Here is a 20,137-nt window from a genome sequence, read left to right on the forward strand (position 1 = left end):
TCCGCTCATCCCGGCGCGAAGAGCGCCCCACCTGCCCGGTAGATGACGTAAGCGGCGACGATGAAGACGACGGCGGCGAAAACGCGGTTGAGGGCGTCCTTGTTGGCTGACAAGCGGCTCGCAAGGCTGAGGCCGACAAGGCCTCCCCCGAGACCGCCGGCCAGGAACTCGGCGGCGACGCCCCAGTCGATGAGACCGGAAACCGCATAGTTGGCAGCCGTCGTCAATCCAAAGACTCCGACGGCCATCAGCGAGGTGCCAACAGCGTTGATGGTGGCCATGCCGGTGGCAAGGATCAGGGCCGGCACGATGAGGAAGCCGCCACCGATACCGAAGAAGCCGGAGGCGGCGCCTGTCAGCACGGCCATGGCGGCGGCGCGGTAGCAGCTTCCTCGGGTGATCGGCGGCCGCTCTCCTGGCATGAGCTTGCGCGGCCGCAGCATGGAGGCGCCGACGGCGACCATGGCGAGGCCAAACAGGAACAGAAGCGCATCGCCGTCGATCAGCTTGCCGAGCGTTGATCCGAGGAAGGCGCCGACCATGCCGAAGGCCGAGAAGACGAAGGCGCAGCGCCAGAGCACGTGGCCCTTGCGCGCATGTCCAGCGAGATTGGCAAAAGCGTTGAGCGAGACGGCCAAAGCGCCGGTGCCAAGCGCAACGTGCGGCGAGGCGACGCCAACGAAATAGAGCAACAGGGGCGTTGCCAGCACCGATCCGCCCCCGCCGATCAGGCCGAGGACGAAGCCGGACAGGGCGCCGGACAACACGGCGGCAAAGGCTTCAAACAGCACGTCGGTTACTCCCTCGGTCGCATTGGCGCATCCCCGCCCCGAAGCACCTTTTCCGAGCCGACGTTTCCGCCGGCTCGGTCGTCGCTTCAGGAAAGGCGCGGCCGTCAGGCCAGCGTCTTCTTCGAGAAGTACCAGTCGGTGGTTTCGAGGCCGGCGGCGAGGCGGGCCTTGACGTCATCGACGGTGACCGGCGCGCCAACCAATACCTTGTCGCCCGGCTGCCAGCCTTCGGGGGTGGCGACGCCGTTCTTGAGGCTTGTCTGCAATCCCTTGACGAGGCGCATGATCTCGGCCACCGACCGACCATTGGTCATCGGGTAGTATACCATGGCGCGGAGGATGCCTTCGGGATCGATGATGAAGGTGGCCCGCACGGCCGACGTGTCGCCGGCGCCCGGATGGATCATGCCGTAGGCCATGGCAACGTCCATCTTCAGATCCTCGATGATCGGGAAGGGAATGGCGACGCCGAACTTCTCCTCGATGTTCCGAACCCAGGCGATGTGCGAGAAGATGCTGTCGATGGACAGGCCGAGCAGCTCGGTATCGATCGACTTGAACTCATCGGCGGCCTTGGCGAAAGCCATGAACTCGGTGGTGCAGACCGGCGTGAAGTCGGCCGGATGGGAAAACAGCACCAGCCACTTGCCCTTGTAGTCGGCGAGAGAGCGAGGGCCGAAGGTGGTCTTGGCCGAGAAGGCGGGCGCCGGCTCGTTGATGCGCGGCAAGCTGACGACCGGGGCGGTCGCCGCCGGAGCTACGGGAGCGGCCGCAGGGGCGGCGGCGACAACGGCCGGCGCGGCGACGGCCTTGGGGGCGGAATCGGTGCAGCTCATAATGTTTCCTTTCGGTTGGGGTTGATTGGTGGTTAGGATCTCAAAGGCCGTCGAGCGGCACCTTGAGGAAGCGCTTGCCAGCGGCGTCCGGCTCGGGCAGACGGCCTGCCTTCATGTTGACCTGCAGCGAGGGCAGGATCAGCCGAGGCATGGAGAGCGTCGCATCCCTGGCGGTGCGCTTGTCGACGAACTCCTGTTCGCCGATTCCGTCACCGACGTGGATGTTGCGGGCGCGCTCCTCGGCCACCGTCGTTTCCCAGGCCATGCCGCGCGTCTCTGTGCCGTAGTCGTGGCACATGAAGAGACGTGTCTCGGCCGGCAGTTCGAGGATGCGGCGCGCCGAGCGGTAAAGGGCGCTCGCGTCGCCACCGGGGAAGTCGGCGCGAGCCGTTCCGGCGTCGGGCATGAACAGCGTGTCGCCAACGAAGGCGGCATCGCCGATCACATGCGTCATGCAGGCCGGCGTATGACCGGGCGTCGACAAGGCGACGGCCTCGATGTTGCCGATGCGGTAGCGATCGCCATCCTGGAACAGTCGGTCGAACTGACTGCCATCGCGGGCAAACTCGGTGCCCTCGTTGAACACCTTGCCGAAGGTGTCCTGCACGACGGTAATCCCGTCGCCGATGCCGATCTTGCCGCCGACACGGGCTTGAATGTACGGGGCAGCGGAGAGGTGATCGGCGTGGACATGCGTTTCGATCAACCATTCCACCGTAAGCCCCCGTTGTTCGACGAAGGCGATGATGGCGTCGGCTGACCGGTAGGACAGGCGACCGGCGGCGTAGTCGATGTCGAGGACGCTGTCGACGATCGCCGCCTTGCCGGTCTCCGGATCGCTGACGACATAGCTGATGGTGTTTGTTTCGGATTCGGGAAAGGCCTTGACCTCGGGCTTGCCGCCCCGCTCTCGGGTGATGTCCATGGCTCTCGACCCCATGCGTCGTGCGTTGTCTGTTGCTACTTACATAAGAACATTCTAAATCACTTGGAAACGAATAATTCTTGTCACAATGATCGAGGATGACGATCACGATGAGGGCCTACCCCAACCTCCGGCATCTCGCCTATCTCGTCGCCCTGGCCGAACACCGTCATTTCGGAAAGGCGGCGGAAGCGTCGTCGGTCACCCAATCGACGCTCAGCGCCGGCATCCGCGAGCTCGAAACGGCTCTGGGCGTTCAGGTCGCCGAACGCACCAAACGCTCGGTCATCCTGACGAGGATCGGCCACGTTCTGGCGGAGAAAGCCGCGGCGTTGCTGCGTTCGGCCGACGACATGCTGGACATCGCAGCCGAGGCGACCGCCCCCTACTCGGGCACCATTTCCCTCGGCACGATCCCGACGATAGGGCCCTACCTCCTGCCGAGGATCATTCCGGCATTGCGCGGACGCTTTCCCGAGCTCCGCTTTGCGTTGCGGGAGGACAAGACCGGGGACCTGCTCGACAGGCTTGCCCGTGGCTGGCTCGACCTCGTGCTGATCGCCTTTCCCTATGAGACGGACGGGCTTGAGACCATGATGCTGTTCGAGGACGCTTACCGCTTCGCCTGTGCCGCGGACCACCCTTTCGCAGGTGTCGAAAGCGTCGCGATGGAGCAGCTCGGCGGCGAACCGCTGATGCTGCTCGAAAAGGATCACTGTTTGCACAGCCATGCATTGCCGCTGTTGCAAGGCGCTCCCGGCATCGCCGAGACGACCTTCTCCGCCACCAGCCTGCCGACTCTGGTCGCCATGGTGGCGGAAGGCATGGGGGCGACGCTGTTGCCGGATCTCGCGATCAACGCCGGCATCGCAGGCGGTGGCGAGATCGCCATCCGGCCGATTTCGGGCGAGGCGAACGTACGCCGCATCGGCTTTGCCTGGCGCCGCCAGTCGGGCCGGGCGGACACCTTCCGGGAGATCGGCGACTTCCTCAAGGGATGGGCCAAGGCCGAGGTTGTCCCTTGGGACGAAAGCCATCGATGATGGCGGCTCTCGGGCGATCATTCCCTTATCCATCGACCGTATCGATGGCGAGGCGCTCAGCCACCGCTCCCCAAACCGAACGGATATCGCCGGCCGAGGCCGCTCCTTCCTCCACGGCCGTCCGGGCGCGCATCTGAGCCTGCGTGACGCCCCGATCGTATCGGACGCGTCCGGCGAAATGCCCTCCAGTGGCCCGGATGCGTCGTTCGATAATGGCGCTTTTCTCCGCGTCTATGTCCCATTTGTTGACGCAAACCGACGTCGGCACCTCGAAATGCCTGGTGAGCGCCAGGATGCGATCGAGGTCATGGAGGCCGGACATGGTCGGTTCGATGACGACCAGGGCATGCGAACACCCGGTCAGCGCGGCCATGGTTGGACAAGCGAGACCAGGCGGCCCGTCGATCAGAACAAGCGGGCAGCCCAGCTCTTCCGACAGTCGACGCGCCTGCTGGCGAACCCAGGAGACGAGCTTGCCGGAGTTGTCGGCCCCGGGGTTGAGACGGGCATGGGCCATTGCGCCACACCGAGTTCGCGACGTCATGACCGATCCCGCCATGCGCTCGCTGAAGTCGATTGCGTCGGCCGGACAGACGAAGACGCAAACGCCGCACCCTTCACAAGCGAGAGGATCGACCATGGCGGAATCGCTCGGACCGTCCAAGCTCATGGCGTCGAAACGGCAAGCGGCGGCGCACCTCCCGCAGCCACGACAGGCTTCGGAACGGACATGCGCTTCCCGTCCGGCATGGAAGGTCTCGCGACGCTCGGCTTCGGGAACGAGGACCAGGTGAAGATTGGCGGCGTCGACATCACAGTCCGCCAGCACGGCGGGTTGTGCGAGAGAGGCAAAGCAGGCGGTCAGACTGGTTTTGCCGGTTCCACCCTTGCCCGAGAGAACGACCAGTTCCTTCATGCCGTCACCCTCTCCAGGCAGGCTTCCAGGATCGAACGGAACAGTGGACGGTAGCCCGGAAGAGCTTCGACGATCAGCCGGCCGGCGGCATACGCCTCAGCTATCCTTCGGTCTTCGGGGATCTCGCCCAGAACCTCGATCGCTTCGTGATGACAGTAGTCATGGATCAGGCTTTCGGATCTCATCGAACGATTGATGACGACGCCGAATTCCATGTTCATCTGGCGAAGAACCTCCACTGTCAGGCGAAGGTCGGACAGGCCGAACGGCGTCGGCTCGGTGACCAGGAGCACATAGTCGGCGCCACGAAGCGTGGCGACCAGCGGGCAAGACGTTCCCGGCGGCGCATCGTAGATGACGAAATCACCGTCGGCAGCCGCCTTGGCCGCCTTGATGACCGGCACCGGCGACGATACGCCAACCTCCAGACAGCCCTCCACCAAGGTACAGCGACCAGCGTCGATCCGCCTGACTTCACCAAGCGGGCGCGCCACCTCGACAATGGCCCCGGCGGGGCAGACCAGGCGACAGCCGCCACAGCCGTGGCACAGATCCGGGAAAAACAGCGGTGGTCCGCCGAAGGAGATCAGGGCATTGAAGCCGCAGAACTCGACGCAGGCCCGACAGCCGGTACAGCGGTTCTCTTCGATGGCGGGGACACTCATCGAGACCGTATCCGTGCTGGAAACATCTCCCTTCAGGAAGATATGGGCATTGGGCTCCTCCACGTCGCAATCGACCAGTGTTGCGGTGCGACCGGCGATGACCGCCAGGTTGACCGCGACTGATGTCTTGCCTGTACCGCCCTTGCCCGACGCGACGGCGATCCTCATGCCGGCCGCGCCTCGCGGAGGTTCCCCTGCCGCAAATCTTCGAGGGCATCGGCAAAGGTCGTGCTGTCGGTGGAATAGACCTTGACCCCGGCCCGATGGAGGGCGTGCAGCGCCTTGACGCCGCATTCCCCCGTCACCAGTGCGACGGCGCCGAGTGCGACGATGCTTTCCGCCGCCTTGAGCCCGGCCCCCATGGCGGCGTCGACGGCGGAGTTGGCAACCAGCCCCCTTTCGTCCGTCTCGCTATTGTAGACTAGGAATGTCTCGGCCCGCCCGAACCGGCGGTCCATGAGACCGTCGCGGCCATCGCCCTGCATGGTGAAAACGATCTTCATGGTGAGGCTCCTGCCGTTGACTGAGGATGGCTTCGGTCCGGACGGCTCGTCCCAAGCTGGCGCCATCCGCATGAATTATGGGAATGCACCCATAATAGGAGTTGACCTCGGCCCGCACAATCGGGTTATGCACATACGCCCATAATAGAAAGTGCTAGAATGTTTGAAGTTGCCAGCAAGCCCCTGTCGGATGACGCAAGGCGGGACACTTCTCCCCTCGTCGTCGAACCTTACGCAGTGGCAAAAGAAGCTCACGCCGCCTGCATGGTTTGCGGCATTGGCGGGCCAGAGTCTCCCAGTTTCGGGCTCAGCTTCACGCCCGACCAAGCGGGTGACGTTCAAGCGACGTTCAGAACCGCAAGTCGATACCAAGGCTATGAGGGGATCTTGCATGGCGGAGTGATTTCAACGCTCCTCGACGCCGCGATGGCTCATTGCCTGTTCGCTCGAGGGGTGACGGCCGTGACCGCCGAGATGACCGTGCGCTTCCTGCGTGAAGTCCCCGTGGCCTGTGACGTGAGCGTCGGCGCGAGACTGATCAGTGAGCGCCACGGCGTATTCCAGCTGGCCGCAAGCCTTTCGCTCGCAGGACAGCGCCTTGCCGTGGCGAAGGGAAAGTTTTGCCGTACCGTTCGCTAAGGCTTCCGCAGAACCCTCCTTCGGGAAGCACCGACCCTGCCTTGTCCTCTTGGGAACCGCGGCGGTTCGATCAAAGTCGACCAAATGAGAACAGGACTTTCCCGATCTTGTTCGCGGTATTTTGGGAGAATACCCATAACTGAGCTGCCATTTTCGTCACCGTGGTGACGTGGCATCACGCGGATTGGCGGACGAGTCTGCCGCCCAGGGGCGGCCTCCGTAGAAATGCGGATCGCAACGTTATCTGCATATAGTGTTTATATAAGAACGTACGAATTTAATAAGCGAGGAGTCAGGCATGAAGATCATCATCATCGGCGGTGTGGCTGGCGGCGCAACGGCGGCAGCTCGCCTTCGCCGCTGCGACGAGCAGGCCGAGATCATCCTCGTCGAGCGCGGGCCGTACATCAGCTTCGCCAACTGCGGGCTTCCCTATCACATCTCCGGTACGATCGCCGAGCGCGGCAAGCTGCTGGTCACCACCGAGCAGATGTTCGAAGCGCGTTACAACATCGACGTTCGCTCACGCACCGAGGCGCTGTCGATCGACCGTGCCAACAAGACCGTCACGCTTCGCAACCTCGACAGTGGCGAAGACACAGTCGAGAGCTACGACCGCCTGCTGCTGTCACCGGGCGCCGAGGTGCTGAAGCCACCGATTCCAGGCATCGGCTCTCCGCGCATCTTCACGCTGCGCAACGTACCCGACCTCGACCGCATCATGGGAGCGATGGCTGACAGCAAGCCGCGCCGAGCCGTGGTGATCGGCGGAGGCTTCATCGGCCTTGAAGTGGCCGAGAATTTCCATGATCGTGGGCTTTTCACCACGGTCGTCGAGGGGGCTTCGCACATCCTGCCGCCGTTCGACGACGAGATGGCGGCCATCGTTCACGCGCACATGCGCGAGAAGTCGATCGAACTCTATCTTGGCGACAAGGTGTCGCACTTCGAGGATCGAGCCGACCATACCATCGTCTTCCTTGCCTCTGGCAAACGCATCCAGGCCGACATCATCATACTGTCCATCGGTGTGCGACCGGAAGTGAAGCTCGCCCGCGAAGCCGGTCTCGCGCTCGGCAACATTGGCGGCATCAAGGTGGACGAGCATCTTCAGACCTCGGATCCCTCGATCTTCGCAGTTGGCGATGCCGTCGAGGTGGTCAACCGGGTTTCGGGCAAGCAGTCGCTCATACCGCTCGCCGGTCCGGCCAACCGACAGGCCCGCATCGTGGCCGACAACATTCTGGCCGCCGATCCAGGCGCCTTCAAGACCTATCGCGGCGCCATGGGAACGGCCATCCTCAAAGTGTTCGATCTGGCCGCCGCCTGCACGGGCCTCAACGAAGCCACCGCCAAGGCGTTGGGCATTCCCTATCGCGCCAGCATCACCCATTCCGGCTCGCATGCCTCCTACTACCCCGGTAGCCAGCAGATCAGCCTGAAGCTGGTCTACGGGCTGGATGGGCGCGTTCTCGGGGCGCAGGCGATCGGCATCGACGGAGCGGACAAGCGGATCGACGTCATCGCCACCGCCATCAAGGCCGGCATGACCGTCGAGGATCTTGCCGACCTCGAACTTGCCTACGCGCCGCCCTTTGGTTCCGCCAAGGATCCGGTGAACGTGGCGGGTTACGTGGCCAGCAACGTTCTCGACGGCAGTCATGACATCATCAGCTGGACCGAACTGAGGGACGTCCTTCACGATGCGCCCGACACGATCGAGCTGATCGACGTTCGGACGTCGGACGAATATGCGATCGCCAGCTTGCCCGGAGCCCGCAACATGGAGCTCAACCGGCTTCGGCAGCGGCTTGGCGAAATCGACCGCAACAAGCCGGTGGTCGTCTTCTGCCAGGTCGGCCTTCGCGGCTACGTCGCCTACAGGATCCTGAAGCAGTCCGGGTTCAAGAACGTGCGCAATCTGACCGGCGGCTTCAAGACCTACGCCTGGGCGACTGAGAAACAGTCCAACCCCGACCTCTTCGACTACGAGAACATCCGACTGCTCGACGCCAGCGAGATCGAAAGCCGGCGCAACGGTTGAGATGTGACCGATGCCCAGAACCGTTTGGCGGCGGCCTACGCCGACGCCAAACGCCCATAAACACCGTTACGTCAACGCAAGGGGTGGGCTAGACCTTGACGCCGACGAAGCGGACGATGGCGCCCATGCCGACGTGGCCGCGCCCCTCGTCGAGATCGACCTCACCTTCGAACGCATGGACGGCACGAATGTCCGGTCCGAAGTCCTCGGCGAGAAGCGCTAGGTCGAACAGCATGTCGATGTCCTTCGGTCCGCCGCTCGACCGGCCGAGCTGATCGCGGTGGAAGGCTTCGAGAATGACCAACCCGCCCGGCTTCAGGGCGCTCACCAGATTGCGGTGGGCGGCACGTCGGACGGCGGGTGGCATATGAACGTAGATCAGCACCACCGCGTCGGCGCTTGCCGCCTCGGGCGCGTATGTCGAGAGATCGACAACTGCCGTTTCGATGGAAACGCCGCGTTCTTCGGCCAGCGCCCTGGCCTTGGCAAGACCGACCGAGGAGGCGTCTAGCGCCAGGACGCGATGCCCCTGACCTGCCAGCCAGACACCGTTGCGCCCCTCGCCATCACCGGCGGCAACTACGCGCGAAGCTTTCGGAAGACGCCCCGCCATCTCGACGAGAAAACTATTGGGCTCCGTGCCATAGCGATAGCCCGGCTTTGAGAACTCTTCGTCCCATGACGGCATTCAGGCTGTCCTTGCGTGTCGTCGAAAATCGACCTCCGCATGCCCTTCCCCACGGCGCTGTCCGCCTTCAGACCAAGGGCATGCTCAGTCAACGGATACTCCGATACGGCAAGAAAGGCCACGTCTCCACCTCACCCTCCAGGACCGAATCCAAGCCTGATACCGCTTCCGTCGGGTTTTGACCTTTCGGGTCGGAAGCTGACGGAGGCGGAAGCGCCCGACCGGGCGCCGGCCGGTCAGGTCGAGACCCGCTTGAGCCGGACGAGTCCGGATCAAGCGGAACGCGTATGACACGTCGCGACAAGCGAAGCGTCATCCCTGGGACGCCCATGGAACGCACAGCCCTTTGAGGAAGAGGAAGGATCCGTGGCCGATCGTCATCTCTGCAAGTGATAACCGCTCAGCCCATTCACGTTCAGTAGATTACTTTACCGAACTTGGTTGGGTTGTAGGGGTGCGCAATAACTCCTCCCGCGACGAGGTCGAGATCCTTTTCCGACAGCTCTCCCCCGTTGGAAAGCTTTGCCAACCCAGCCGCGAGTTCTTCCTCGGAAAAGCTGAACCCCTCACGGGTGCCCAGGGCAACGACCGCGGCCGGTCCATCCTGCATCGCCGCCGTGGCCTCTGCCTCCAGCGCTTCGCTAGCCCGCACCTTGTCGTAAAACTGCTCCAAAGCTTCAATGCTCATGACGTATCGCTCTCCGTTTCATGTGGTTTCATCCCCTCCGTTCGCGGAGGCGGGTTTGGCTTGGCCGAGGCATGGGAAGCACCAGAGGAGCGAAAGTGCGAACTCGCACATCGTTCACATTCCTCCGCCCTTCATCGAGCGCGGCCCCTTGACTTGGCGAACGGCGCGGTTAGCTCCGCCGCACCATTTCCTTTCTTGAGCCGGGCATGATGGCCTGACTAGCCGTGCCACCAGCGACCAGATCCAGATCCGTGTCGGAAAGCTCCATCGACCCCCCGATCGCGTGTTTGGATAGAGCAGCCATAAGTTCGTCCTCGGAAAACTCGAAGCCTTGCAGCCGTGCAAGCGCAACGACGTCTCCAAGCGTACGCCCTAACGCCTCAGCCGCCTTTGCTTCAAGGACATCATCTTCCTGGATTTTTTCATAGAACAACTCTAGCGCTTCGACACTCATGGCTCTCTACCCTCCATACGTATCACCGATTTCCGCAAAACTAAGTGAGAACAGAAAATCAGCATGTTAATTGAACGAAAACACCCCCTATACTGCACGATTTTTCTCACGTGAATACTCGAAACTATTACACACTCCACCCGCAACAAGATCTATATCTTCGTCCGAGAGCTCGCAATCTCTCAGAAGCTCTCGATGCGACATGGCAAGAACCAGCTCCTCTTCCGTAAACTCAAAGCCATGCAACAGACCTAGGACAACGATGGCCTCCGGGCCATCTCCCAGGGCACTCGACGCAAGCGCCTCGAGTTCCGGATCGGAACGAATACGGTCATAGAATGCTTCAAGCGACTTATTACTCATATAAAATGACCGCAACCCTGCACTATACTACAAAACTTCACTAGAAGTACATTAATCTATACACTACAGACATAGTCAGAATACACTCAGACGTGAACTCACGGGCAGAACACAGACAACCGACTGCCGGCGCAGAGAATCGTCTCGACGCGCTCGGCAACTGGAGCAAACCGACGGAGTGTCAAAGCGACCATGCGGGGACGGCTGTCGTGGCTGGTGTAGTAGATGGCAATCGAGTCTCTGCCAAAACGCGCCATCTGCCTCGAGTAGCAGTGATAGTAGGCTCCGACCATGATGCCACTCTGCCGATAGGCCGGATCGAGATAGGCTTCGAGATAGCGGATCGCCGGCACGTCCGAGCTTGCCTCGATAAGTGGGTGGCGCGTTTCCGTGGCAAGCAGCCAACCGACGAGCTGACCGTGGCGCCGAATGGCGATACTGAAATCCAGCGCCAGCGGTTCCGCTTGGCGAAAAGGGCCCAACATGTCCGCCGCTTCGGGATCCGAGAGGTAGCGCTCGACCGCCTCGATGTCGGCCGCGCTGAGCTCCAGGGGCTCGAAGGAGCAAGATCGGGGCATAGCAAGGCGACCGGCTACGCTGGGCCAACCGCCGACCTCATCGACCATTTTCCCAACGCGACCAATCACGACAACGCCACTGGCACGAGGGCGTGTCCACCCACCTCTAGCCAATACGGCCTCCAAGGCCGTCCGCCCCGTCATGGACTCATTGTAGCTCGCCCGGCATTCGGCAGCCCCACGCTCAAGTGCTTCCGTCTGCCAAGCCTTTAGGAGACGCCTGCCAAGCCCCTGCCTGCGCACCGGCGGGGCAACTGCGATCGACAGCAGCTCGGCCTGTGTCCTTCCGGGCGAGAACGTGCCCACAGCAAGCCCGACTGGACGCGCACCGGCAATGACACCGACCGCGATGACGTCGTCCCGGACCGGCTCAAGCCAACGGCCAATCCGCCCGAACGTGAACGAAGAAAATAGCCCTGCGTGCCCCTTGAGCACCGGAAACGAAGCTCTCGGCTGTGTCACTGCCGACGCGTCCTGTGATCCGACGCGCAATCGTGTCCGTGCCTCCGCAAGCATGCCGCACCTTTCTCCGTACTGCCTTGCAGCTATGTGCATGTACTCAGTCAGGAAATAAAGCGGGGCACGGGCTGGTGGGACAATATCGGCGGAGTTTGGGATAGGATGTTGGGAGAGGGGCAAACTCTCTCGCGGTTCAGGCCTTGGCGTGAAGTTTGTCGAGCCAGGCCTGCATCCAGTTGCTCTCCTGAGAACCGATATCGGTCTTCAGACGGATGCCGTCCCGAGCGTTCCGAATAGCCTCGCTCGGGCGAAGGCCATAGTATTGCTGGAAAGCGCGAGAAAAGGCATTCTCGCTCGCAAACCCAGTCGCGTAAGCGAGCTTTGCCACCGCCCCTCGCGACATTCCGACCGAGGCGAGCTTCAGCATGGCGAGCTTCAGCCGCCTCTCGCGAATATAGTCGGCGATACCGCCAAGCGGTTCGAACAGGCGATAGAGGGCAGAACGCGACAGAGCGAACTGGCGCATGATCATTTCCGTCGAGAGGGACGGGTTGGTCAGATTGCGCTCGATGAAAACCTGAATCGTTTGAAGGCTTGCATCCATGAGCGTGCCGCGCTCGGCGGCCACTGCGGCCGAAAGACCGCTCGACACAAGGACGGAGGCGACATCCGCCGCCAGTTTCCCATCCGGGCCGGCAAGCTGTGGCGCAAGCCTGGCCATTGTCATCATGTGCTCGCCCAGCAGGGTGCCAAGCGTGGAGGAACCATCCAGCCTCGCCCCGTGCAGTTCGTCGATGACCCGGGGCATCAGCCGGATCATCGCGCGCGGCAGGATCAGACTGATGATCTCCATGTCCGTTGTCTGGCTGCGCATCGGGCGGCTTAGGTCGAAACAGACGATGTCTCCGGCAACGCCCTTTGCAATCCCCCCATCGGCGTTGTAGGCGCACTGCCCGTTGACGTAGAGCTGTATCAGCAGGTGATCGACGCCAGTGGCGGCTACCAGTTCGCTTGACCGATGAAAGCGTTGCGCGACCGCCGACGACTTGCCGATCAGAAAATGCCCGAGATTGTAACTCGCAAGGTCCGCCTTGAAGCCATCGAGCCCATCCGTCGCGGGGACGGCATCGAACAGGCTGGACACGCCAATTCGCCAACGCTCGTAGTTTTCTTCATGGCTCAAGTCCGACGATCGGATCAATTGGTATTCGATTTGACTGCCGGTCACCTGGGTCGCTCTCTACAGGTATTCGCATTCTTCACAAGGACAACAATCGTGAAGTCCATGCGTCAAAAAAAGCGAATAGCGGAAGGTTCAAGACAAACGCGTTCTCAGACCCAACCGCCAACCACCATCACCGCCCATACTACCTTGCATGCAATGTGTAGCGCTTGGTCCCCATGAATAGAAATAATCCCTTTGTTCTTGAGGGAGTCAACGAAAAAATGAGCTACGGCCTCCAGAATTCCGACGATAGGTGAAGCCGTCGCGAGCCCTGCCAGTCCACCGTGGATGACCGAATGGGCGCCCAGCAGATAGAACCAGGGCACGCCGGGTACCGGCGTCTTCCAGTTCTTGCCGCGTGCCATGAAGTCGTTCTGCAGCGGATAGTCTCCAAGCGCATGACAGAAGATCAGCAGCGCCAGGGAAACGAGAAAGCCGTCCTCGATCATGTCGGGTGTTCCTCGCTGCGAGACAGGCGGGTCAACATGTGCTCGAAACGGGCGCCGGCCAGCGATATCGTATCGAGAATGCCGTCATCCAGCTCGTCTTCCATCACGGCTCCTGCCTTGAGTCCGGTTCGGGAGTTCATGCGCTGGGTGGTGTTGCGAAGGCGATCGGCGAGAAAGATCGCCAGCGCCTTGTAGAAGCGTCCGCAGAAGGCCGGGTTTTCGCTCAGCCGTGCCTGAAGGTCCCTCTTGTCCACCGCGAGAATGAACGCGCCATTCGTGGCCTCGACGGTGGCAGATGGCGGCGCGGAATCGACCAGGGACATTTCGCCAACCACCTCGCCGCGACCGAGCCTAGCAACCTCTCCGATACCGGAAACAGTCACCACCACCTCGCCCGACAGAACGAAGAACAGGTCACTCACGATCTCTCCCTCGCGAATGAGAACCTGCCCGGCGGACGCCGAGAACCGGCGTCCCGTGCGGGCCATCCACTCGATGTCCTCGTCGTCGAGCTGCCCAAGGATGTATAGCACTTTGCGCATCAGGCCTCGTTCTCCAGAAGTTGGCGCCGGGCGAGCGCATGGAAAAGCCCCCCTGCCTCGATCAGTTGGTCATAGGTACCGCTCTCGACGAGGCGACCCTTGTCCATGACCAGAATCCGGTCGACCTCGCGAATGGTGGATAATCGGTGTGCGATGACGATCCGAGTCACTTGCAGACGCGCCAGGGTATCCGTCACCACCTGCTGGGTACGGTTGTCGAGGGCGCTGGTCGCCTCGTCGAGAAGAAGGATCTTGGGCTCGCTCACCAGAGAGCGAGCAAGCAGGATCCGCTGCCGCTGGCCGCCCGAAAGCGCGCCACCGCCGTCGCTGAGGACCGTATGCATGCCCATGGGCATGGCCTCGACGTCGGGCGCAAGCGCCACCAGCCGCGCCGCCGCCCAGGCCGCCTCCAGACCAAGCCCCGAGGCTCCCGCTATGTTCTCATAGATCGAGCCCGGCGTGATGCGGCCGTTCTGCAGGACGACGCCGATCTCCTTGCGGAGCAGCGTGGGGTCCAGCCGGTCCGACGGTTTGCCGTCAAACAGCAGCCCGCCTTCCTCAGGCGTCTCGAAGCCCAGCAGAAGACGCATGATCGTCGACTTGCCACTGCCCGACTCCCCGACGATGCCGATATACTCGCCGGGCCTGATGTGGAAGCTGACGTCCCGAAGGACCAAGGGACTTTCGGGGGAGTAACGGAAGTGCACCCTGTTGAAGGCGATCTCGCCGGAAAGCCTGCCCGGAGCCTCCCGTTCCCTGGAGATTTCCGGCTCCGCCTCGACGATCGGCATCGTCCGCTCCACGAGAGGGTCGATGGTGAGCAGTTCGGAGACGGCGGTGATCGTTCCCGTCAGGGCCGCCGACACCTGGCCGAACGCCGTAATGAAGGCAACGAACATGCCGGTGGAAAGGCTCGCGGCTTCGCCGGCCGCGCCACTGCCCATGACCATCGCTTCAAGGGCCGCGTTCGCGGTTTCCGATTTCATGACAAGGAGAAGGCAGCCGAAGAGGAAAAGCAGCGACAAAGGGCCGAGAACGGCAACGCCGACCATCTGCCAGCCCTGCCAGCGTCGCGACTGTTCCAGCTCGCGGCGCTCGTTCACGGTTCGCCACGTCCATTCAGCGAAAGCGCGCATTTCCGCAGCTGCCGCCCTGAGCTTGGGCAAGCCAATCAGGACCTGAAGCAGGAAGCTTCCACCGCGACGCTCGAAACGGGCGCGTTCGTGGCGCAGTTGCCGGCGGGCGATCCATCCCGACACGACCACGGTGATCAGAATGGGCGCCAATGCGAAAAGGGTCAGCCGCCAGTTGATGAAGGCCATGGTGGCGAGGCCCGACACCGTGCCGATCAGTCCGAAGATGCCGGCAAGCGTCGAGCCGGTCAGAAGCTGCCGCACCTCCTGCAAACCCAGTGTACGCTGCCCGAGTTCGCCCACCGCGTATCGCTGGAAGAAGCTTGCCGGAAGCCGGAAGAGACGCAGCACGATCGCGGCCTGCATCCTGGCATCCAGGGTGGCTTCAATTCGCTCGACCGTCATGGCGCGTGTCAGCTCGAATATCGATTGTCCGAACGCTGCCGCGATGAGCAGCAGCGCGACCTGCCAAAGGCCGGAGCGATCGTTGAGCGGCGCGACCGTGTCGAACAGAATGCCGGTCGCGACGGGTAGCAAGGCCATGGTCAGCGCAGCCAGGATCGATGTGACGACGACAATCTGCGCCTCCGCCCCCATTCCGCGCGTGGCGAAACGGGCGAGATCCCGGAAAGCGAGTCGCCGGTCCTCGAGCAGCGGATAGAGTTGCAGAGCCTTTTGGCGAAGCGTCGCGGCGACGGCTGCATCCACCCTGCGTTGACCGTCGGAACCGATTGCCAGAAAGCCACCTCGTCGCGCCGGCACCAGGGCCAAGGGCTCTCCCTCGACAGTTTCCGCCAGCATCGGAAGGCCATCGCGCTTCCACCATCCCTCTTTGAGGACAACCTCCCGGTAGTCGAGCAGCAAATCGCGCAGAACCGGCTCGAACGCCCTTGCCTCCGACAGCTTTCGTCGCGTCTCGTCAGGAAGAATGCGTGACGGCCGACCAAGGGATTTCATCGCCGCCTCGATCGCGGCGTGCCAGGGGTTCAGAACCGGCGTCCAGTTGTCGCCTACCTTGGCAAGGGTGCCCAACGCCTCCGAGAAGCGGCCGGTGGACGAGGCCGCCCGCATGTCCTGCCGCCTGTTCGCCTCCGTTCGCTCCGCTTCGAAAATGGCGAGTACGGCGCCCACCATCATGCGGGACAGGTTGGCAAGCCCTTCGGCCATATCCTGTAGGCCTGGATCGACGACCGGACGCAGGCGCCCTTCTTCCCGGGCCTCCAGCTGACCTGGCGCGGCGATCAGGAAAGGTGATGCCGGCTCGAGGACGCGACCGTTCCAGACGAATGCCGGTTCGTCTGCAGCGACCAAGGCGAAATCACCGGCAGCCGCCGAGCAGGTTTCTCCCGGCCGAAGATCGATGGCTTCCGTCTCGATCAGCCGGGTCGGCCAGTCGCGCGAGCCGCCGAGGGCGCCATTCATGCAGCGCACCCACTCGCCGACTGACGAGGCCTTCGCCAACCCGACCTCCAGGCCAACCCGCTCGAAACAGGAGCCGAGCCCTCCGATGGCGACCAGGCACCCCTCCGCCTCGGCCTCCGTCGAGAAGAGCATCCCACCCTTTTCCAGCCGGAAGAGGTGACGGCGCCGATCTCCGACGCGGTCGACAACGAATATGTCCGCATAGCCACGGAGCAGCCTGTAGGCGGCAAAGCCGCCGTCCAGCGCCAGAGGCCGGTTTCCACCGCCCTCGATGACATGTGCCAGCGGCTGGCCGCCTTTCATCGCTTCCGCGTTCTGATACATCAGGCGCCCCCTCGCACCAGCCGGGCATACTCTCCGTCGAGCCGCATCAGCGTGTCATGATCGCCCCGCTCGACGATGCGCCCCCGGCTCATGACGACGATCTCGTCGCAGTCGCGCACGGTACTGAGCCGGTGAGCGATAATGAGGCAGCCGCAGCCGCGGCGGCGCAGGTTGTCGTCGATCTGTTTCTCCGTCACCGGATCGAGCGCCGCCGTGGCCTCGTCCAGCACGATGAGGGAAGGGTTGGCACTCAGGACCCGCGCCAGTTCCAGCCTCTGGCGCTGGCCACCTGAGAAGTTCAAGCCGCCCTCGGCAACGCGCGCGTCGAGCTGTCCAGGCCTCATCAGCACGTCGTCGAGTATCGCGGCGTCGGAGAGAGCCGAAATCAGCGCCTCCTGCGGAATGGTGTCATCCCAGAGCGTCAGGTTGTCGCGGACTGTTCCCTCGAACAGGAATATCTCCTGGTCGACATAGCCGATCACCTGGGATCGGCGCGACTGCGCCAGCGCCTGGGCGTTGATGCCGCCGATACGGATCTCGCCGCTCCAAGGCGTTTGCAGGCCGGCGATCATGCGGCCAACGGTCGTCTTGCCACTGCCGGACCCGCCAACGAGGGCGACGCGAGCGCCGGGTTTCAAGCTCAGGGAGAAGTCCTGGATGAGAGGCGGATCAAGAGGAGAATAGCCGAAGCTGACGCAATCGAGCTCGAGCCGGCTCGAGGCCGGCACGAGGGAGACGTCGCCCTCGACAATCCTCTTGGCCCGGTTCACATCGGCGATCTTCACCAGATCGGCGCGGATCGTCTGTATCTGACCGGCGAGACCGATGAGCTCAAGCATCGGCGCATTGAAGTTTCTGGCAAGCCCCTGAAAGGCGACGAGGGCGCCGAGCGACATATGGCCATTCATGACGCCAATGGCGCCGAGCACCAGAACGAGGACGTTGGCAAGGGCCTGAATCAAGGAGGGAATGGCGTTGATCAAAGTCTGCGCCTGAGCCAGACGCGCCCTGGTGCCCAGTACCTTGCTGTGCAGCCCCGTCCATCGACGGTAGGCCTGCGCCTCCATGTTGGACGCTTTCAGGGTCTCGATCGCCCGGATAGGACCGAGCGTGGCGGCGAGCAGCGAACCCATTTCCACACCGAGTTTGGTGCTTTGTGTCCGCTGGACCTTGCCACCTTGATGGATGACGATGCCGTAAAGCAGCTGAATGGCGAGCATCCAACCGGCCAGAACCGGATTCATCATCCACATGATGGCCGCATAGGCAAACAGGTTGGTCAAGTTGAAGACAGCCGACGACAAACGCCCCGACAAAAGATCGGCGACCCTTTCGTTCGCACTGAGGCGACCGGAAAGCTCGCCGGGGTGGCGCTGAGCGTAGAACTCGGCCGGCAGGAGAAGCATGTGCCAGAGTAACTTGCTCGACGGCACGACGACCTGCTTCATTTCCAGCCGTCTGAGGCCGACCTGTTGCAGCAGCGTGGCAACTCCACGCAGCAGCACCACGAACAGCAAGGCGATCGCGAACGGCAGGAACCAGTCCTCCTGCTGCGCAACCAGGATCGTGTCGATGAATGCGCGCGTGAAGACCGGAACGGCGATGCCCGGCACCACCAGGGCCAGCGAGGCGAGCAGAACGAAGAGGAGACCCTTCCTGGACCCCGTCAGGCGCTCGAGCATCAAAGGCAAGGCGAGTGGCTGCTCCCCGGCGGGGCGAAACTCTTCTGAAGGCTCGAAGGCGAGCACCACGCCCGTGAAGGCCTGCGAGAGCTCGGCGATCGAGACGGTTCGGCGACCTGACGCGGGGTCGTTGATATAGGCCTTTTTTCCCCGAATCCCCTCAAGCACGACGAAATGGTTGAAATTCCAGTGCAGGATCGCGGGCCAGGGAACATCGATCAGATTGTCGACTTCCTTTCGGAAGCCCTTCGCGTTCATGCCGTAGCCACGGGCGGCCTTCAGAAGATTGCTCGCCTTGGTGCCGTCGCGAGAGACGCCCGCGGCGATGCGCATTTCCTCAAGCGTCACCCAACGGCCATGATGGGCGAGGATGATCGCCAAGCATGTCGCCCCGCATTCGACGGCCTCGATCTGAAGGATTTGCGGCGTTGCCCGCGTCCTCTTGCGACCGACCACACCGCCGAACAGCTTGAGAGCCCCTGCCCCGCTCATAGGCCGACCGCCTTTTTCAGGAAGGGCAGCAGGAAGGAAGCGGGTTTTCGGCTATCGACGGTAACCTTGGCGGTGCCCGTCGTTCCCGGACTCAGGCTGGCGAGTGCCCCCGTTCCGCCCGACCAGCGGTAGCCGCTGGCGGTCGCCGCGTCCTTCTCGAGCTCGACCAGAACGGCGAAAGGAGCCCCCTCCTTGGAAAACCGACCGACCAAGGCGTCGTTCTGCAGGATCGCCTGCATGCCCTCGTGAGTGGCAGGAAAGTCCGACACCGACTTCACGCGCCCGACCAGCGTACCCCACTCTTCCTTCTGCATGCCGCCGAGTTCGATATGAACAGGCATGCCGGTCCGAACGCGCTTTCCTTGCGCGGGCGGCACGTAAAGCATGAACTGAAGCGAGCCGTCGCCGCTTGCCACGGACGCAATGCGGGTTCCGGCCGCCGTATAGGCGCCGAAAGGGGCCTTCCACTCGACAAGGACTCCGTCCGCAGGGCTCGTGATCTTGCCGAAGGCCGAAAGCTGCAAGCTCAATTGCCGAACCTCGGCTTCTGCCGCCAGAACCTTCTGTTCCTGCTCGAACAGCCGGCGCTCGTCTTCCGACCGGACGGCAAGTTGCTCGGCCGCGAGTGTCAACAAGCCGGTACGAGCAGTCGCAATGTCGAGGCTGGCGTTCGAAAGCTGTTCGCGGGCCTGCTGAACGGCGCTCGCGGTCGTCACGCCCCCAGCCGCGAGCTTCTCCTGGTTTTCGACGAACTTGCGGTAAGCCTCCCGACGCTGCTCGGCGGCCAGGATCTGTGCCTCCAGGGCTGCCTTCCTGGCATCTGCGTTGTCCCCACGCGCCGCGCCCAGAACCTTCTGCTCACGGCGCAAGGCTTCCATGGCCTCGCGCGCCGCGCTCGCCTGTGCCTCGGCCATTTCCAGACGGCTCGACACGTCCGGCTGGCTGATTTCGGCTAGCACGTCGCCTTGGCGGACCCGACTGCCAATTTCCGCGTGGCGATGCGTCAATGGTCCTGAGGCCGCCGAGATTGCATCGACGATCTGCCCGCCCCCGTAAATGAGGATACCCTGGCCGGAGATGCGGGTTGGAATGCTCGCCGTGAAGCCCCACACGACAAAGGTTGCCAACAGCACGACAACCCCGGCAAGAGCCATCCAGCCCCCCGGGCTGGTTATGACGATAGCCTCGTCAAGCTGTTCGGGAGAGGACAGCCGGTCCAGTGCTTCCTGTCGGTAGAGGTTCTTGTTCTGAGCAGACATGATCCAGCGTTTCCGGA

At 62.8% G+C, this 20,137-nt stretch carries 20 protein-coding genes and 1 pseudogene; 3 read left to right on the plus strand and 18 right to left on the minus strand.

Translation table 11 applies throughout. The features are described from left to right. Positions 1 to 5: 5 nt before the first annotated feature. From M4J40_RS14800 to M4J40_RS14810, 3 genes are all read right to left on the minus strand, one after another. Positions 6 to 791 (minus strand): TSUP family transporter, encoded by a 786-nt coding sequence (locus M4J40_RS14800; protein ID WP_251754989.1) that lies wholly within the window; start codon positions 789 to 791, stop codon positions 6 to 8. 104 nt (positions 792 to 895) lie between these two features. Continuing rightward, complete coding sequence (locus M4J40_RS14805) at positions 896 to 1,627, minus strand: peroxiredoxin (RefSeq protein ID WP_251754990.1); 732 nt, start codon at positions 1,625 to 1,627, stop codon at positions 896 to 898. Between the two features lie 40 nt (positions 1,628 to 1,667). After that, on the minus strand, positions 1,668 to 2,552 hold the full coding sequence (locus M4J40_RS14810; protein WP_251754992.1) for an MBL fold metallo-hydrolase: 885 nt from the start codon (positions 2,550 to 2,552) through the stop codon (positions 1,668 to 1,670). Between the two features lie 110 nt (positions 2,553 to 2,662). Between M4J40_RS14810 and M4J40_RS14815 the strand changes: the two genes are divergently transcribed. Next, positions 2,663 to 3,595 carry a hydrogen peroxide-inducible genes activator gene (locus M4J40_RS14815; RefSeq protein ID WP_251754994.1) on the plus strand — a complete coding sequence of 311 codons (933 nt, stop codon included), beginning with the start codon at positions 2,663 to 2,665 and terminating at the stop codon, positions 3,593 to 3,595. A gap of 25 nt (positions 3,596 to 3,620) precedes the next feature. Here M4J40_RS14815 and M4J40_RS14820 read toward each other — a convergent pair whose 3' ends face one another. The 3 genes from M4J40_RS14820 to M4J40_RS14830 are packed head-to-tail and all read right to left on the minus strand — an operon-like array spanning position 3,621 to position 5,679. Next, complete coding sequence (locus M4J40_RS14820; RefSeq protein ID WP_251754995.1) at positions 3,621 to 4,511, minus strand: ATP-binding protein; 891 nt, start codon at positions 4,509 to 4,511, stop codon at positions 3,621 to 3,623. Then, entirely contained in the window at positions 4,508 to 5,344 is an 837-nt protein-coding gene (locus tag M4J40_RS14825; RefSeq protein ID WP_251754997.1) for a P-loop NTPase, read from the minus strand. The genes M4J40_RS14820 and M4J40_RS14825 overlap by 4 nt, the downstream gene beginning before the upstream one ends. Beyond that, positions 5,341 to 5,679, minus strand: coding sequence for a NifB/NifX family molybdenum-iron cluster-binding protein (locus M4J40_RS14830; protein ID WP_251754998.1), 339 nt, complete (start codon positions 5,677 to 5,679; stop codon positions 5,341 to 5,343). The genes M4J40_RS14825 and M4J40_RS14830 overlap by 4 nt, the downstream gene beginning before the upstream one ends. A gap of 159 nt (positions 5,680 to 5,838) precedes the next feature. On the opposite strand from M4J40_RS14830, the gene M4J40_RS14835 reads away from it, so the two are divergent. Then, the gene (locus M4J40_RS14835; RefSeq protein WP_251755000.1) at positions 5,839 to 6,318 is read left to right on the plus strand and encodes a PaaI family thioesterase; all 480 of its coding nucleotides are present in this window, start codon (positions 5,839 to 5,841) and stop codon (positions 6,316 to 6,318) included. A 298-nt stretch (positions 6,319 to 6,616) separates the two neighbouring features. Continuing rightward, positions 6,617 to 8,362, plus strand: coding sequence for an FAD-dependent oxidoreductase (locus M4J40_RS14840; RefSeq protein WP_251755002.1), 1,746 nt, complete (start codon positions 6,617 to 6,619; stop codon positions 8,360 to 8,362). 88 nt (positions 8,363 to 8,450) lie between these two features. Here the strand turns inward: M4J40_RS14840 and M4J40_RS14845 are convergent, their stop codons facing one another. The 12 genes and pseudogenes from M4J40_RS14845 to M4J40_RS14890 form a co-directional block, all read right to left on the minus strand. Beyond that, positions 8,451 to 9,050: a class I SAM-dependent methyltransferase gene (locus M4J40_RS14845; RefSeq protein ID WP_251755004.1), complete on the minus strand. Its 600-nt coding sequence runs from the start codon at positions 9,048 to 9,050 to the stop codon at positions 8,451 to 8,453. Between the two features lie 415 nt (positions 9,051 to 9,465). Then, positions 9,466 to 9,738, minus strand: a complete 273-nt coding sequence (locus tag M4J40_RS14850) for a Nif11-like leader peptide family RiPP precursor (protein ID WP_251755005.1) — start codon at positions 9,736 to 9,738, stop codon at positions 9,466 to 9,468. A gap of 169 nt (positions 9,739 to 9,907) precedes the next feature. Beyond that, entirely contained in the window at positions 9,908 to 10,192 is a 285-nt protein-coding gene (locus M4J40_RS14855) for a Nif11-like leader peptide family RiPP precursor (RefSeq protein ID WP_251755007.1), read from the minus strand. A gap of 87 nt (positions 10,193 to 10,279) precedes the next feature. Next, positions 10,280 to 10,555 (minus strand): Nif11-like leader peptide family RiPP precursor, encoded by a 276-nt coding sequence (locus M4J40_RS22630; RefSeq protein WP_405030755.1) that lies wholly within the window; start codon positions 10,553 to 10,555, stop codon positions 10,280 to 10,282. A 98-nt stretch (positions 10,556 to 10,653) separates the two neighbouring features. Next, positions 10,654 to 11,133, minus strand: a complete 480-nt coding sequence (locus M4J40_RS14860; protein WP_251755008.1) for a hypothetical protein — start codon at positions 11,131 to 11,133, stop codon at positions 10,654 to 10,656. A gap of 183 nt (positions 11,134 to 11,316) precedes the next feature. Further along, positions 11,317 to 11,688 (minus strand): annotated as a pseudogene (locus tag M4J40_RS22635) (GNAT family N-acetyltransferase); the annotation flags it as partial. Positions 11,689 to 11,785: 97 nt separating this feature from the next. After that, positions 11,786 to 12,775, minus strand: a complete 990-nt coding sequence (locus M4J40_RS14865; RefSeq protein WP_251755009.1) for a helix-turn-helix domain-containing protein — start codon at positions 12,773 to 12,775, stop codon at positions 11,786 to 11,788. Positions 12,776 to 12,924: 149 nt separating this feature from the next. Continuing rightward, entirely contained in the window at positions 12,925 to 13,266 is a 342-nt protein-coding gene (locus M4J40_RS14870; RefSeq protein ID WP_251755011.1) for a DUF3307 domain-containing protein, read from the minus strand. Further along, positions 13,263 to 13,808: a cyclic nucleotide-binding domain-containing protein gene (locus tag M4J40_RS14875; RefSeq protein WP_251755012.1), complete on the minus strand. Its 546-nt coding sequence runs from the start codon at positions 13,806 to 13,808 to the stop codon at positions 13,263 to 13,265. The genes M4J40_RS14870 and M4J40_RS14875 overlap by 4 nt, the downstream gene beginning before the upstream one ends. Next, positions 13,808 to 16,687: an NHLP bacteriocin export ABC transporter permease/ATPase subunit gene (locus M4J40_RS14880; RefSeq protein WP_251755014.1), complete on the minus strand. Its 2,880-nt coding sequence runs from the start codon at positions 16,685 to 16,687 to the stop codon at positions 13,808 to 13,810. The genes M4J40_RS14875 and M4J40_RS14880 overlap by 1 nt, the downstream gene beginning before the upstream one ends. Continuing rightward, on the minus strand, positions 16,687 to 18,861 hold the full coding sequence (locus tag M4J40_RS14885) for an NHLP family bacteriocin export ABC transporter peptidase/permease/ATPase subunit (RefSeq protein ID WP_251755015.1): 2,175 nt from the start codon (positions 18,859 to 18,861) through the stop codon (positions 16,687 to 16,689). The genes M4J40_RS14880 and M4J40_RS14885 overlap by 1 nt, the downstream gene beginning before the upstream one ends. Next, on the minus strand, positions 18,858 to 20,120 hold the full coding sequence (locus M4J40_RS14890; RefSeq protein ID WP_251755016.1) for an NHLP bacteriocin system secretion protein: 1,263 nt from the start codon (positions 20,118 to 20,120) through the stop codon (positions 18,858 to 18,860). The genes M4J40_RS14885 and M4J40_RS14890 overlap by 4 nt, the downstream gene beginning before the upstream one ends. Between the last annotated feature and the right edge of the window lie 17 nt (positions 20,121 to 20,137).

It is taken from the genome of Pleomorphomonas sp. JP5 (assembly GCF_023721815.1).
Lineage (GTDB): Bacteria > Pseudomonadota > Alphaproteobacteria > Rhizobiales > Pleomorphomonadaceae > Pleomorphomonas.

Coding starts and splice junctions, on each gene's coding strand:
- M4J40_RS14805 (WP_251754990.1), bottom strand. CDS start 1,627: ATGAGCTGCACCGATTCCGCCCCCAAGGCCGTCGCCGCGCCGGCCGTT.
- M4J40_RS14810 (WP_251754992.1), bottom strand. CDS start 2,552: ATGGACATCACCCGAGAGCGGGGCGGCAAGCCCGAGGTCAAGGCCTTT.
- M4J40_RS14815 (WP_251754994.1), top strand. CDS start 2,663: ATGAGGGCCTACCCCAACCTCCGGCATCTCGCCTATCTCGTCGCCCTG.
- M4J40_RS14820 (WP_251754995.1), bottom strand. CDS start 4,511: ATGAAGGAACTGGTCGTTCTCTCGGGCAAGGGTGGAACCGGCAAAACC.
- M4J40_RS14825 (WP_251754997.1), bottom strand. CDS start 5,344: ATGAGGATCGCCGTCGCGTCGGGCAAGGGCGGTACAGGCAAGACATCA.
- M4J40_RS14830 (WP_251754998.1), bottom strand. CDS start 5,679: ATGAAGATCGTTTTCACCATGCAGGGCGATGGCCGCGACGGTCTCATG.
- M4J40_RS14835 (WP_251755000.1), top strand. CDS start 5,839: ATGTTTGAAGTTGCCAGCAAGCCCCTGTCGGATGACGCAAGGCGGGAC.
- M4J40_RS14840 (WP_251755002.1), top strand. CDS start 6,617: ATGAAGATCATCATCATCGGCGGTGTGGCTGGCGGCGCAACGGCGGCA.
- M4J40_RS14845 (WP_251755004.1), bottom strand. CDS start 9,050: ATGCCGTCATGGGACGAAGAGTTCTCAAAGCCGGGCTATCGCTATGGC.
- M4J40_RS14850 (WP_251755005.1), bottom strand. CDS start 9,738: ATGAGCATTGAAGCTTTGGAGCAGTTTTACGACAAGGTGCGGGCTAGC.
- M4J40_RS14855 (WP_251755007.1), bottom strand. CDS start 10,192: ATGAGTGTCGAAGCGCTAGAGTTGTTCTATGAAAAAATCCAGGAAGAT.
- M4J40_RS22630 (WP_405030755.1), bottom strand. CDS start 10,555: ATGAGTAATAAGTCGCTTGAAGCATTCTATGACCGTATTCGTTCCGAT.
- M4J40_RS14860 (WP_251755008.1), bottom strand. CDS start 11,133: ATGCCCCGATCTTGCTCCTTCGAGCCCCTGGAGCTCAGCGCGGCCGAC.
- M4J40_RS14870 (WP_251755011.1), bottom strand. CDS start 13,266: ATGATCGAGGACGGCTTTCTCGTTTCCCTGGCGCTGCTGATCTTCTGT.
- M4J40_RS14875 (WP_251755012.1), bottom strand. CDS start 13,808: ATGCGCAAAGTGCTATACATCCTTGGGCAGCTCGACGACGAGGACATC.
- M4J40_RS14880 (WP_251755014.1), bottom strand. CDS start 16,687: ATGTATCAGAACGCGGAAGCGATGAAAGGCGGCCAGCCGCTGGCACAT.
- M4J40_RS14885 (WP_251755015.1), bottom strand. CDS start 18,861: ATGAGCGGGGCAGGGGCTCTCAAGCTGTTCGGCGGTGTGGTCGGTCGC.
- M4J40_RS14890 (WP_251755016.1), bottom strand. CDS start 20,120: ATGTCTGCTCAGAACAAGAACCTCTACCGACAGGAAGCACTGGACCGG.